12 protein-coding genes are annotated in these 13047 nt (G+C 62.0%); 4 read left to right on the forward strand and 8 right to left on the reverse strand.

What is annotated here, in order from left to right; all coding sequences use genetic code 11:
• Positions 1–20: 20 nt before the first annotated feature.
• Entirely contained in the window at positions 21–1055 is a 1035-nt protein-coding gene (locus BBAG_RS00890) for a PfkB family carbohydrate kinase (RefSeq protein ID WP_003827417.1), read from the reverse strand.
• Positions 1056–1325: 270 nt separating this feature from the next.
• Here BBAG_RS00890 and rpmB point away from each other — a divergent pair, with 270 nt between their 5' ends.
• The 3 genes from rpmB (at position 1326) to rsmD (ending at position 4880) form a co-directional block, all read left to right on the forward strand.
• The gene (rpmB, locus tag BBAG_RS00895) at positions 1326–1520 is read left to right on the forward strand and encodes a 50S ribosomal protein L28 (RefSeq protein WP_003827419.1); all 195 of its coding nucleotides are present in this window, start codon (positions 1326–1328) and stop codon (positions 1518–1520) included.
• 182 nt (positions 1521–1702) lie between these two features.
• Positions 1703–4156: an ATP-dependent DNA helicase RecG gene (locus BBAG_RS00900; protein ID WP_033509017.1), complete on the forward strand. Its 2454-nt coding sequence runs from the start codon at positions 1703–1705 to the stop codon at positions 4154–4156.
• Between the two features lie 85 nt (positions 4157–4241).
• Complete coding sequence (gene rsmD, locus BBAG_RS00905) at positions 4242–4880, forward strand: 16S rRNA (guanine(966)-N(2))-methyltransferase RsmD (protein ID WP_003827422.1); 639 nt, start codon at positions 4242–4244, stop codon at positions 4878–4880.
• A gap of 3 nt (positions 4881–4883) precedes the next feature.
• Here rsmD and trmD read toward each other — a convergent pair whose 3' ends face one another.
• Positions 4884–5726 carry a tRNA (guanosine(37)-N1)-methyltransferase TrmD gene (gene trmD, locus BBAG_RS00910; protein ID WP_003827425.1) on the reverse strand — a complete coding sequence of 281 codons (843 nt, stop codon included), beginning with the start codon at positions 5724–5726 and terminating at the stop codon, positions 4884–4886.
• A 120-nt stretch (positions 5727–5846) separates the two neighbouring features.
• Positions 5847–7280: an aspartate ammonia-lyase gene (locus tag BBAG_RS00915; protein WP_047750200.1), complete on the reverse strand. Its 1434-nt coding sequence runs from the start codon at positions 7278–7280 to the stop codon at positions 5847–5849.
• Positions 7281–7445: 165 nt separating this feature from the next.
• On the opposite strand from BBAG_RS00915, the gene BBAG_RS00920 reads away from it, so the two are divergent.
• Complete coding sequence (locus BBAG_RS00920) at positions 7446–8357, forward strand: LysR family transcriptional regulator (RefSeq protein WP_003827430.1); 912 nt, start codon at positions 7446–7448, stop codon at positions 8355–8357.
• 76 nt (positions 8358–8433) lie between these two features.
• Here BBAG_RS00920 and rimM read toward each other — a convergent pair whose 3' ends face one another.
• From rimM to ffh, 5 genes are all read right to left on the reverse strand, one after another.
• On the reverse strand, positions 8434–9048 hold the full coding sequence (rimM, locus tag BBAG_RS00925) for a ribosome maturation factor RimM (RefSeq protein WP_003827434.1): 615 nt from the start codon (positions 9046–9048) through the stop codon (positions 8434–8436).
• Positions 9049–9098: 50 nt separating this feature from the next.
• Positions 9099–9332, reverse strand: coding sequence for an RNA-binding protein (locus BBAG_RS00930; RefSeq protein WP_003827435.1), 234 nt, complete (start codon positions 9330–9332; stop codon positions 9099–9101).
• Positions 9333–9374: 42 nt separating this feature from the next.
• Positions 9375–9842: a 30S ribosomal protein S16 gene (gene rpsP, locus BBAG_RS00935; RefSeq protein ID WP_033509004.1), complete on the reverse strand. Its 468-nt coding sequence runs from the start codon at positions 9840–9842 to the stop codon at positions 9375–9377.
• Between the two features lie 175 nt (positions 9843–10017).
• Positions 10018–11046, reverse strand: coding sequence for an endonuclease/exonuclease/phosphatase family protein (locus BBAG_RS00940; RefSeq protein WP_033509006.1), 1029 nt, complete (start codon positions 11044–11046; stop codon positions 10018–10020).
• A 273-nt stretch (positions 11047–11319) separates the two neighbouring features.
• Complete coding sequence (ffh, locus tag BBAG_RS00945) at positions 11320–12969, reverse strand: signal recognition particle protein (protein ID WP_003827441.1); 1650 nt, start codon at positions 12967–12969, stop codon at positions 11320–11322.
• Positions 12970–13047: the final 78 nt, after the last annotated feature.

The following is a 13047-nucleotide window of genomic DNA, read 5'->3' on the forward strand; positions in this document are numbered from 1 at the left end:
GCCGGCCGCCGCTGTGCGCATTACGCCTCCAACAGAGCCATTGCCTCCTGGTAGCTGGGGCATACGGGCACACCGTGATCGTTATGCTGAATGGCAAGCGAAGCGGCGGCATTGGCTATGCGAACGGCGTCGGGCAGCGACCAGCCTTTGGCGAGCATGGCGCACATCACCCCGGTATGGCAGGATCCTGCGGAACGCGTGTGCACTGCCTTGGTGGGGAATCCTTCGATATGCTCCACCTTGCCGCCGGGTTTGCGTACCCAGGCTCCCCGCGAGCCGGCGCGTACCACCAGGGGTGCGCGCAGGGCGTTGCCGAGTTCGTCGCACAGCAGCTGCATCGATTTGTCGAATCCGCCGCCCACGGTCATGGTCGTGCTGTCGTCGATATGCACGCCCAGGCGGTCCGCCAGTGTGCCGGCCTCCTGCCGGTTGCAGGACCAGATCGGGCGGGCGAGCACCAGATCCTCGATGAGTTTGTCGCTTACTTGGTTCAACGCGTTGGTGGAGTTGAGCACCAGCATCCAATCGCGCTGTTTGGGGTCCGTTCCGGCCCGGCGGAGGAACCCGTCAAGACCGACGGCGGTCTGGTTGAGCAGGGTGTTGCCGCTGATGTGCACCACGGAATTGCTGGAGGGTGTGATGTTGTCGAAAGTATGCTCGTCGCCTTGTGCCTCCGCGCCGTAGTGTGCGATATAGGTTTTGCGTTCCTCTTCGTCCTGAAACACCAGACGGAATCCCGAATCCACATTGTCGAGATTCTGGCCGATATGGTCGATGCCGGATCGCCTGAGCACCATCCTGACAGCCGACGCCCAGATGCCGTCGCCTATGATGCCCGCGTGCTGTGCCCTGACGCCCATGCGGCTGGCGGCGGCGAGTATGCGATAGCTGCCTCCCGGTGTGGGCTTGGTGTGGCGTGTCACCGCGAAATCGCCGGTCTTGGGCATGTCGTCCACATCCAGCATGATGTCCATCCAAATCTGCCCCAGCGAAATCACCGTGGGTTTGTCGGCCGCGTTCTTGGCGCGCTCGGAGATGACGTTGCCCAGTCGCATAATATCCTCCTTGATACGGGCGCATCCTGTAGTGCATGGGGATGCGGGCCTTTGAAATTATGTAAGATTCTACGAGCGCAAGCTGGAAGCTTGGTGTGAGCCCTATGCGCTGCGCGAACGCATCGTGTGATGCCGCAATCGAAGCCGCATATGTATTTGCCAATTGTCATGGTTGGTTGTATAGTTGAGAAGTTGTGTGTTCAGCCGCTCGGTAACGTGCGGTCTGAATTACGCAGACTTGCAAGTCAATGTAAACGTAGGGAGACCATCATGGCAGCTCGTTGTGCAGTGTGTGGCAAGGGTCCGCAGGTCGGATACACCGTGTCCCATTCGCATATCCGCAACAAGCGCACCTTCCGCCCGAACCTCCAGCCGGTGCACACCACCGTTGACGGCGAAAACGTTCGCGTCCGCGTGTGCGTCAAGTGCCTCAAGGCCGGCAAGGTCCAGCGCGTGGCCGCGTGAGTGCGAGATACATCGCGTTAAACCCCGTTCGAGTTTCGACTCGGCGGGGTTTTGCTTTACCTGGCGGCATGTGGCGTCGTTGCGGATCTGGCGGAACAGCGGGTTAGGCGGTATGCGGGGGCGGCATGGTTCTCCGCATGACTGAAGGCACGGTCTGCATGGGTGCGGATAGGATGGACGGTATGAGTATTTCGTTGGACACCCCTCTTGGATCGCTGCTCAGCAACAAACGTCGCGTGTCCACGCTCAAATCCTTCGGCATTGTCAGTGTCAACGATGCACTGACCTATTACCCGTTCCGTGTCGCCGACCCGGTGCCGCCTCGAGCCATTCGCGAAGCCAGGCCCGGCGAATCCATGGCGTTCGCGGCCACAGTGAGGCAATGCCGCATCATGGCGATGAACGCACGGCGAGGGTACCGGCTTGAAGCCGTCGTGGACGATTCCGATTTCGCGGCCACCCGCAACATGCCGGGAAGCATGGCTCGCCTGGTGTTCTTCTCGGGGCGCAAGGGGTATGTGGACTGGATGGCCATGAGGCTCGCACAAGGGGCGCGGGTTATCGTCAGCGGCACACCCAGCGAATACATGGGGCAACTGCAATTCACACACCCCGACATCGCCACCGTGGCGCCCGCCGAATCGCAGCCGGCAGAGGGTATGGCGACCGATGCGCAATCAGGGAGCATAGCGCATCAAAGCGGCGTCGGAGCGCGGCACACGCGATCCTATGACGCCACCACCATCGAAGAAGGCATGGAACGTGTGTGCCGCCCGCGGCCCGTCTATCACGCGTCTGCAAGGCTGTCGAGCGAGCGTATCCATGAGACCATCGTCGGCTTGCTATGGATGCTCGGCGGCAGGGACATGCCTGCGCCCGGCACCGACGACATCGCCGTGATGACCAACGAAGACGAGGAACGCTTCACCGGAACACTGGCCGAAGCCATCCCCGACATTCTCCCCGAACAAGTCCGCACGGAACGTGGGCTTATGCATCGCGCCGAAGCGTTTCGAGCCATCCACGACCCGGCGTCGGTGCAGGCGTTCCATCAGGGCATAGCCACATTGCGCTATGAAGAGGCCTTCATCTGCCAGACCGCGTTGCTGCAGGCCAGACAAGCCAACGGCGGGGCGTCCGCCCACCCGTGTGCAGGCGACGGCGCAACAGGCGAACGGCTGGTGGAACGATTCGTCGCCTCCCTGCCGTTCCAACTCACCGACGGGCAGCAGCAGGTCATTGCCGACATTCGCAACGATATGGCGCAGAACCACCCCATGCAGCGTCTGCTGCAAGGCGAAGTCGGCTCCGGCAAAACCGTGGTGGCGCTCGCCGCCATGCTGCAGGCCGTCGAAGCGGGGTATCAGGCCGTGCTGGTCGCGCCCACGCTGGTGCTCGCCGAACAGCATGCGGAGAATATTCGCACCATGGTGGAGGGATTGCATTCCCCGTCCATTCCCGTCACCCTGATCACCGGTGGCATGAAGCTGGCGGCCAGGCGCAAGGCGCATGCCATTGCGGCCAGCGGCGAGCCGGGAATTATCGTCGCCACGCATGCGGCGTTCTCGACCGCATTCCAAGCTTCCAATCTTGCGCTGGTGGTTATCGACGAGCAGCACCGGTTCGGCGTGGAACAGCGCGAAAGCCTGCAATCCAAGCCGATTGATGGCAGTACGCCGCATATGCTGGTCATGACCGCCACACCGATTCCGCGCACCGCCGCCATGACCTGGTTCGGCGATTTGGACATTTCGTGGCTTACCGAGCTGCCTGGTGGGCGCAAACCCATTCGCACCTTCGTCATCAATGAAGAGGACGGGCGCACCATGGCGAATATGTTCTCGCATATCCGTGCGCGGATCGACGCTGGTGAACGGGCCTATATCGTGTGCGCGCGTATCGACGATCCATCCGAAGGCGCCGATGCCGGTGCGGCGGATCGGGATAACGGGCGTGGCGATGATGCCAACGGTGCGGTGCTCGACCCCTATGCCACCGATGATGACATGGCGCAGCAGCGCCCGCCGTTGCACACCGTTATGCAGATCAAGGAGCGTCTGCAGAAGCTTCCGCAGTTCCAGGGCATCGCATTCGCCACGTTGACCGGGCGGGATAAGGACGATGTCAAAACGCAGGTTATGGCCGATTTCGCATCGGGCGTAACACCTGTGCTTGTCTCCACCACGGTGATCGAGGTCGGTGTGGATGTGCCGCAGGCCAGTTGCATGGTGATTTTCGACGCCGACCGGTACGGGCTGAGCCAGCTGCACCAGTTGCGCGGGCGTGTGGGCCGAGGTGGCACCGACAGCTGGGCGTTCCTCATCTCCCGTGCGGAACCCGGTTCGATCGCCGAATCCAGGTTGGAGGTGATTCACGATTCGCTTGACGGCGCGCAGATCGCCCAGGCCGATCTGGAATTCCGCGGTGCCGGCGACGTACTGGGGGATACGCAGTCGGGCATGCGTTCAAGTCTGAAGCTGCTCCGTGTGGTAAAGGACGCCGATCTGATCGTCGATGCGCGGTCGCGTGCCGAACGGATGCTGGCGGATGATCCGGAATTGAAGGGGAGCGTGCAGCTGGCCGGTGCCGTGTTGGATTTTACACGAGGGAACGAGGCGTTCCTGACCAGCAACTGATGTGGCCGATCTGGCGGCACGGCGCATGTGGCTATGCTCGAAGCGTCGCTGAAGCTGGTTCTTCCCGCCTTGTAGGCTAAAGCGTATGCGCGTGATTTCAGGACGATTCAAGGGCGTGGCGCTGACCACACCGAAACAGGGGACCAGACCGACCACCGACCGTACCAAAGAGGCGATTTTCTCGCATTTGGATTCGTGGGGTGTGCTGGATGACGCTCGGGTGCTTGATCTGTTCGCCGGCACCGGCGCCTTGGGCATTGAGGCGCTAAGCCGCGGCGCACGCGAACTGACGGCCGTGGAGGCGTCGAGGCCTGCCGCTGCGTTAATCGGCAAAACCGTGGCGCAGTTGAAGCGCAATCGTTCGTGGGCACCGGATATGCGCGCCCAGGTACTTGTTCGGAAGGCCGAAATGCTGGCGGGTGGAACCGCCAACGCGCCATACGATGTGGTGTTCATCGATCCTCCGTATGCGTTCGAAACGGAGGACTGCAACCGGCTGTTGGCCGATCTGGCCGCACATGGATGGGTGGATGAGCGAAGCGTGATCATGCTTGAACGTTCCGCCCGTTCCAGCGATCCGGCGGCGCCTAGCGGATGGGAGATCACCCAATCCAAAACCTATGGGGAAACCGCGGTGTTCTATATCGAGGCAGTGCCCGCGGGCGCCGATCAAGGCATAGACGCCGATGATGGCGCCGGCATCGGTCGGGAATCCGAGGCGTAGCCCCTACTTGCCGCGCCGGCGTGGATGTTCGCCGCTGACTTCCCAGCCAAGCGCCATCAAGGTCTTGCGATCCGCCTTGTCGAGCGCTTTGCAGCCCAGTTGTTCGATGAGATCCGGGCGAATGTCGTTGGTGCGCGTCAGTGCTTCGTCACGGCGGAAACGGTCGACTTTGCCGTGGTCGCCGGAGAGCAGCACGTCCGGCACATTCAGCCCGCGCCACTGCGCCGGCTTGGTGTACTGCCGATGTTCCAGCAGCGCGCCTTCGCCCGTATATGATTCCTCGACGATTGATTCGGGATTGCCCATGAATCCGGGGATCAGACGGGTGATCGCCTCAAGCATCACCGATGTGGCGACTTCGCCGCCGTTGAGCACGTAGTCGCCGATGGAGTATTCGCGTACATTCACGCCCTGCGCGCGGTAATATGCGGGGATTCGCGCGTCATACCCCTCGTAGCGCCCGCAGCCGAACAGAAGATGGTCGGCATGGCTGAGTTCGGTGGCGTCGCGTTGGGTGAATAGGGGAGCGGATGGATTCGGGAAGATCAGCACCGGTTTGCCGGCTGCGGTATCGGTTGCGGTATCGACTGCAGCATCGGGCGTTGCGTCGGCCGGTTCCAGTCCAAGCAGCTCGTCCAGGCATTCCGCCCATACCGCCGGTTTCATCACCATGCCTGCGCCGCCGCCTACAGGCGTGTCATCCACCGAATGATGCACGTCATGCGTCCAATCACGCAGGTTATGCGCATGCACCTCGATAAGCCCTTTGGCTTGCGCCTTGCCGAACAGGCTCAGGTTCAGCACGTCGAAATATTCGGGGAATACGGAAACGATGTCGATCTTCATAGTTACCCAGAGTAACGGGGGCGGCGGAATAGAGCGGATGGTCGCCGGCAGGCAGTGCCCGGGGCCGGCGACCATCCGCTCTATGCATCCGTAGGATGAGGCAGTGCGGTACCGGAATCGTCAGTACACGCGGGTCAGATCGCGCGGGTCGAGAATCGAGTCGAGGATCTCCGGGCGAATGCTGCCTTCCTTGTCGGCGGCGGCGCGCACGGTGGTGTTCTTGGCCAATGCGTCCTTGGCGATCTGCATGGCCTTCTCGTAGCCTACGTAGTCGATAAGCGAGGTCGCCAGCGACGACGAGCGCATCGCCTCTGCCATGCCGACCTCCTTGTTCACCTTGATGCCGTTCACGCAACGTTCGCGTAGTGTATCCATTGCGCGCGCCAGCATGTGCATGCCGTCGAGCATCGCATGCAGCATCACCGGTTCGAAGGCGTTGAGCTGCAACTGCCCGGCCTCCGCTGCATAGGAGACGGTGGTGTCCATGCCCATGACCATGAACACGGTCTGGTTCACGCATTCCGGGATCACCGGGTTCACCTTGCCTGGCATGATCGACGATCCGGCCTGGCGCGGCGGCAGTTGGATTTCGGCGAGTCCGGCACGCGGGCCGCTGGCGAGCAGGCGCAGATCGTTGGCGATTTTGCCCAAGTGCAGTGCGGTGCGCTTGATCACGCTGGAGAGCATGACGAAATCGCTGACGTCCGAGGTTGCTCCTACCGGGTCGGCGGCCGGGCGGATGGGTAGACCGGTGATGGTGGCGAGATGGCGGGCGGCGAGTTCGCGGAAGCGCACGTCGGCGCAGATGCCGGTGCCGATTGCGGTTCCGCCAAGGTTCACCACGCTGAGCGGTTCATGCTGCTGCTCCAGCAATGCGGCGTCGGAACCGAGCTGGCTGGCGAATGCGCCGAATTCCTGACCGAAGGTCATGGGCACGACGTCCTGCAATTGGGTGCGGCCGATTTTCACCACGGTCATGGTGCGCTGCGACAGCGACGAGAACGAAGCGCTGAGCTTGCGGGTGCTGTCGATCAGGGTGTGCGAGGCATCGATCAGGGCAAGGCGTGCGGCGGCGGGGTAGGAGTCGTTGGTGGACTGGGATTTGTTCACGGTGTCGTTCGGGTGGATGATCTCGTATTCGCCGCGCGGGTAGTGGCCGAGTTCCAGTGCTCGGTTCGCGATGACCTCATTGACGTTCATGTTGGTCGAGGTGCCTGCGCCGCCCTGCAGCACGTCGACGGGGAATTGGTCGTCGAGCTTGCCTGCGATCACGTCGGAGCAGGCGCGGTCGACGAGTTCGGCCTGGTAGGCGTCGATGCCTCCGAGTTCGCGGTTGGTGCGTGCGCAGGCGAGTTTCACGGCTCCATAAGCGTGGATGATTTCCGGGTGGTCGCTTACGGTGATGCCGGAGACGGGGAAATTGTTGATGGCGCGAAGCGTGTGGATGCCCCAGTAGACGTTGGCCGGCACTGCTGCGGAGCCGATGCAGTCATGCTCGATTCGGGTGGGTTGCGATTCGATATCCGTCTCGGTTGCGGTTTCGAGGCGGGGCATGGTGCGAGTTGCGGTGGTTGCGGTGCGCTGTGCCAGTGCCATAATGCGGTCCTCTCGTTGCTTGTGGCGTTGCTTTGGGTGGTTGCTCAAAACACGGCTCACCTTAAGCGCATGTTTTGTATCGTACAAGGTGTGGATATCCTTCGTATCCCATAGGATTAACCTATGACTATTACTCAGATACGGGCGTTCTACCTTGCGGCGACCCTGGGATCGTTCACCGCGGCTGCGGAATACATGGGTTTGACGCAACCCACGATCTCCGAATTGGTGCGCAAAGTGGAAGATCAGTACGGCATGGCGCTGTTCGTGCGCAGAGGCCGCAGATTGGTGCTTACCACGGCGGGTCAGGCGCTTATGCCGTGGGCCAAGCGTCTGCTCGACGCGGAGCTTGGCGCGGACAGCGCGCTAACCGCGCTGAGCACCGGCGAGGGCGGCACGGTGTCGTTCGGCATCCTCAAGAACGCGAACTACTATCACCTTTCCGAACTGGCGGCGGTATTCCGCGAAGCGCACCCCAATGTGCGCATTCGACTGCTGGGGCAGAACTCCTTCGAGGTGGCGGACGCCGTGCGCAATGGCACGTTGGAAGCCGGCCTGTTATGCCTGCCGGTGCCGACGGAAGGGCTGCACATCCAGCCGTTGATGCGCCACGAGATTCTGTGGGCCAGCAGCAAGCCGGAGCGTTGCATGCGGCCGATGAGCCTCATCGACATGCCCAAGGAGCCGTTGATCCTCTACGATGCCCGCCATGGCGAAGAGGACCCGACGCGTCTGCAGCTCACGCAGCAGGCGCAACAGCTTGGCGTGACGTTGGAACCCGACATCGAAGTCGAATCGGTGGACGCCGCGATGTCGCTGGTTTCGCGTGGCCTGGGCGATTCGATCGTGCCGCAGGCAGTGGCGCAATCCGATCATTTCCCGTCGAATATCCATGTGACCACGCTTGAAAACCCGATCTACGACACCTTCGCGCTGGTACGCCGCGAGAACTGGGAACTGTCTCCCATCGCCGCCCATCTTGCCGATCTTGCCGTCAGCATGCTGCTGAACAAGGTTTCCGGCGAAATCGCCTGAAACAGACGACGGCGCCGTGCACGAACGAATCCTTGCACGGCGCCGTTTCCGGTCTGCCATCGATGGGCATCGTATGTCACAGACCCGGGATCAGACCTCCCGGAGGGTCGAGTGTCAGGTAGCCTTCCTCCAGATCGATCAGCGGCACCAATTCGTCCACGAACGGCACCAGCGTGGTCTTCTCCACAATCGGCGTGCCGTCGGAGGCGGTACCCGTCTCGACCGGTTCCGTCAGGCGGATCTTCAGCAGCGACTGCGCGGGCGAATCGATAACGTCGACCACCATGCCGATCGGCTTGCCGGCAGGGGCACCGATCTCGTTCTCCTCATCCATGCGGGCCTCAAGACCGATAAGATCCTTCGGATACCATTCATCGGCTTCGAGCATGTCTTCCGGATCATCCGCCTCGCCATACAGTTCGGTGCCGTTGAGCGCTTCGGAAGCGTTGCGGTCGTCACAGCCTTCTAGTTTGATGATCCAGCGATTCTTGAATGTTCGGGAGCGTTCCACCACATACCGCTGCTCGCCGTTGCGGGAGAACAGCTCCGATCCCGGCTCGAAGCGCCATTCGGGTTCGTCGGTGAACACCTGTACGGTAACCTCGCCCTTCATACCCTGGGCGCGGCCGATACGACAAACCCTCAGCAGCTCACGCTGCTGAGGGTTCTCATGCATGTTCTGATCTGCCATGCTGTGCAGTTTACCTCATAGGCACGGATGAGGCGCGGATTCCGATGGAATCAGCGGCGCACATCCATGATGTCGACGCGGACCTTGTGGTCGCTCAGCGCCTGCACCACCGTGCGAATCGCATTGGCGGTACGGCCGGAACGCCCGATCACGCGGCCGATGTCCTCGGGGTTGACGCGCACGCGAAGCATTTCGCCACGTGCGTTCTCACGGGACTTCACCGACACGTCGTCAGGAAAATCGACGATGTTCTTAATAAGATGCTCCACAGCCTGTTCAAGCATGATCAGTCAGCCTTTCTCGTTTGCTTTGCGCTATGGCTCAGCTCACTCGGCGTCAGCCGGGGCTTCCTCAGCGGCTTCCTCAGCCGGAGCCTCAGCTTCAGCGGCGGCGGCAGCTTCGGCCTCAGCCTTGGCCTTAGCCTCGGCTTCGGACTTGGCGGCCTTGAGCTTCTGGGCTTCGGCTTCCACAGCCTCAACGCGAGCGGCGGCATCCGGGCCAGCCTCAACGGTCTTCAGGGTGCCTTCGGCACCATCGAGACCCTTGAACTTCTGCCAATCACCGGTGATCTTCAGCAGCTTCAGAACCTGCTCGGTCGGCTGAGCGCCGACGCCGAGCCAGTACTGAGCGCGCTCGGAATCGATGACGATGGTGGAAGGCTGGGTGTTCGGGTTGTAGGTACCGATCTCTTCGATGGCACGGCCGTCACGCTTCTGGCGGGAATCCATGATCACCACGCGGTAGAACGCGTAGAACTTCTTACCCATGCGCTTCAGACGAATCTTGGTTGCCAAAATGGCTCTCCTTGTATATCTAGGGGTGTGCGTTTCGAGTTCTGTGTGGGGCACGGAATCCGAAACCCACTGTTCCTCACGGCACGGGGTGTAGAGGGCGCCACGCGCGCGCGAATAACTGACACATTATAGCGCGCGGGGGCGGACGTGGAGGCGGCTTGCCGGAGCGGCAGGGCTATTCGAGCGTGAGCGTTGCGGTCAGTGCGTAATGATCGGTGCCGTCGATGCGGAAGGATTCCACCTTGCTTGGGCACAGGCCGTTGGTGAACAGCACATGATCGAGTTCGATATGCGGCCATGTCAGCCAGCTGGGGAAGGTTACGACGGCATGCGTCGCCTGGGTGCGGCTGGCGTCGTGCAATCCATTGGCGAGCAGCGAGCGGAAGCTGGGGTGTTCGATGGAGGAATTGAGGTCGCCCATGACCACGCCGATGCCGTTCGGCTCACGCTCGGCAAGATCGGCGATCGCGCTCAATCCGCGGATTCCGGCGGACCATTCGGGGCAGCCGCGCATGGGGGATTTCGGGTGCGCCGACGCAAGCGTGACATGGTATGCGCGTGTGTTGCCGGTGCTTTGCATGTCGGCGGATGTCGGCAGGTCGACGGTCATCGATGGCACGTCGGCTGCGGGGATGTCGATGAGGTTCGCCGCCGACCGACTGGGTTCGAACCGTGAGAACAGCGCATTGTATCCGCCGTTATCGGTGGGTCTGCTGGTGCCGAGCTGCCGGTGGGGAAGTAGGCTGTCCAGTCCGGCTTCGCGTAGCCGTTCGACAAGATCGTCGGTGGTCTCCTGTGTGGCGAGCACATCGATATGCCGTTGCCGCACCTCGCGTACGATGGCGTGTGCATCGGCGCGACCATATCGGCAGTTCACCGTCATTACGCGCAGGGAGCGTGCCGTCCGAGGTTCCGTCGCCGCGCCAGAAGATGTTTCACGGACCGTTTCACGAGTGTGGGTGGGCGCCCAATACGGCCACAGACGTGCCACCGATGCTACTGCCGTCAGCATGAACGCAACCAGTGGCGTCCACGCGTGGACGCATGCGGATATTGCGGCCAGCGCCAATGATGGCACCCATAACAGCGGAATCAGCGCAATAAGATACGGCATTGGCATATGAGCCTCCGCCCCGGCCGGCAGGCAGCTCAGCAGCAGCCAGCACCACAGCAATACGGCCATTACCATGAGCGCTATCGTCATACATCCCCCAGTCCGGTCGTTCCAGTCGTCGATCATTACGTGGCGCGGGGCATGCGCCGTGCGCCTTTGGGTATTCTAGCGGCTGCCTTGTGAGATAACTGTGTCGCTCCATGACTGGGGAGCGTGTGGAGCCATTGAAGCCGTAGATGGACCTGCGAGCAGTCGCAAACGGATGGTGATACGGCTGGGGCCGGGCGGATAGCATTCCGCCCGGCCCCAGCCGTATCACCATGAGTGCAAGGCCGACTCGCCCCGCGTCATATGCTGTGTGAATCAGCGGCCGAACAGACCGGCCACGCCACCGCCAAGATTCGGCGGCAGATCGGGAGTGCCGTTGTCGCCAGCCTCATTCATCAGATCCTGCAATCCAGCCGGAAGCGCGGGATTCTGCGGCTTCTTGGCGAATGCCGAACCGCCGTTGCCGCCGGATGACTTGCCGGCCAGCTTGTCGCGCAATGCCTTTTCCTCGGCCTCGCGCTTCATCGGATTGCCGGACTTGGAACCCTTCTTCTTCTTGCCCTTCTTGGCCTTCTTGCCCATGGCCGGGCCACCGAAACCAGGCAGTCCGCCGCCATTGTTGTTGGACACGCGCTTCATCATCTTCGCGGCCTGCTCGAAACGCTGCAACAGCGCATTCACCTGGGAGACGGTCACACCGGAACCGAACGCGATGCGGCGGCGGCGCGAACCATCGATAATGCTCGGATCACGACGCTCCGCCGGGGTCATCGACCGGATAATGGCCTCGGTGCGGTCGACTTCCTTCTCATCGAACTGTTCGAGCTCCTTACGATGAGCCGCCATGCCGGGAATCATGCCCAGCAGGTTCTTCATCGGGCCGAGCTTGCGCACCTGCTGCAGCTGATCGAGAAAATCATCCAGACCGAAGGAACCGGCAGACAGCTTTTCAGCGGCCTTGCGCGCCTCCTCCTCATCGAACTGCTTCTGCGCCTGCTCGATAAGCGTCATGATGTCGCCCATATCGAGAATGCGCGACGCCATACGGTCGGGGTGGAAGACCTCGAAGTCCTTCAGCCCCTCGCCGGTGGAAGCGAACAGGATCGGCTTGCCGGTCACGGACGCCACGGACAACGCGGCACCGCCACGGGCGTCGCCATCAAGCTTGGACAGCACCACGCCGGTGAAGTCCACACCCTCATCGAAGGCCTTGGCGGTCTGCACGGCATCCTGACCGATCATCGCATCGATGACGAACAGAATCTCATTCGGCTGCACGGCATCGCGAATATCGCGCGCCTGCTTCATCAGCTCCTCATCCACGCCGAGACGGCCGGCGGTATCGATGATCACCGTGTCATACAGCTTCTGCTTGGCGAGTTCCACGGCGTCACGAGCGACCTTCACCGGGTCACCAGTGGTCTGGCCTGGAGCCATGACCGCTTCGCCGCCATCGGCCTGCACGCCCTTCTCCGGCGCATACACCGGCACATCCGCGCGTTCGCCAACCACCTGCAGCTGCGTCACTGCGTTCGGGCGCTGCAAATCGGCCGCAACCAGCAGCGGCGTGTGGCCGGAATCCTTCAGCCAGTAGCCGAGCTTGCCGGCAAGCGTGGTCTTACCAGCGCCCTGAAGACCCGCAAGCATGATGATGGTCGGCGGATTCTTCGCGAAGTTCAACGGTCGGTCAACGCCTGCGCCCAGAACGCTCGTCAACTCCTCGTTGACGATCTTGACGACCTGCTGCGCGGGATTGAGGGATTGGGAGACCTCGGTGCCCAACGCGCGTTCGCGGATGCTGGCGGTGAAGGAACGGACCACGTCGAGCGCCACGTCGGCGTCGAGCAGTGCACGGCGGATTTCGCGGATGGTGCCGTCGATATCGGCCTCGGAAAGCTTACCTTTGCTCTTCAGGTGCTTGAACGCGCCGGAGAGCCTGTCTGTCAAAGAACTAAATGCTGCCATAATGTTCCCAAGTCTAGCCGCCGCGCGGGAAATATCCGGGCCGTGCCGTGCTGGTGGCCGGCTGCCGGCGACATTGGA

It is taken from the genome of Bifidobacterium angulatum DSM 20098 = JCM 7096 (assembly GCF_001025155.1).
GTDB classification, from domain to species: domain Bacteria; phylum Actinomycetota; class Actinomycetes; order Actinomycetales; family Bifidobacteriaceae; genus Bifidobacterium; species Bifidobacterium angulatum.

What these genes read in the sequence shown, in the direction of transcription:
- BBAG_RS00930 (WP_003827435.1), bottom strand. Translation starts at nt 9,332, where the DNA reads ATGCTTGAACAGGCTGTGGAGCATCTTATTAAGAACATCGTCGATTTT.
- BBAG_RS00920 (WP_003827430.1), top strand. Translation starts at nt 7,446, where the DNA reads ATGACTATTACTCAGATACGGGCGTTCTACCTTGCGGCGACCCTGGGA.
- trmD (WP_003827425.1), bottom strand. Translation starts at nt 5,726, where the DNA reads ATGAAGATCGACATCGTTTCCGTATTCCCCGAATATTTCGACGTGCTG.
- BBAG_RS00940 (WP_033509006.1), bottom strand. Translation starts at nt 11,046, where the DNA reads ATGACGATAGCGCTCATGGTAATGGCCGTATTGCTGTGGTGCTGGCTG.
- rpmB (WP_003827419.1), top strand. Translation starts at nt 1,326, where the DNA reads ATGGCAGCTCGTTGTGCAGTGTGTGGCAAGGGTCCGCAGGTCGGATAC.
- BBAG_RS00900 (WP_033509017.1), top strand. Translation starts at nt 1,703, where the DNA reads ATGAGTATTTCGTTGGACACCCCTCTTGGATCGCTGCTCAGCAACAAA.
- rsmD (WP_003827422.1), top strand. Translation starts at nt 4,242, where the DNA reads ATGCGCGTGATTTCAGGACGATTCAAGGGCGTGGCGCTGACCACACCG.
- BBAG_RS00915 (WP_047750200.1), bottom strand. Translation starts at nt 7,280, where the DNA reads ATGCCCCGCCTCGAAACCGCAACCGAGACGGATATCGAATCGCAACCC.
- ffh (WP_003827441.1), bottom strand. Translation starts at nt 12,969, where the DNA reads ATGGCAGCATTTAGTTCTTTGACAGACAGGCTCTCCGGCGCGTTCAAG.
- BBAG_RS00890 (WP_003827417.1), bottom strand. Translation starts at nt 1,055, where the DNA reads ATGCGACTGGGCAACGTCATCTCCGAGCGCGCCAAGAACGCGGCCGAC.
- rimM (WP_003827434.1), bottom strand. Translation starts at nt 9,048, where the DNA reads ATGGCAGATCAGAACATGCATGAGAACCCTCAGCAGCGTGAGCTGCTG.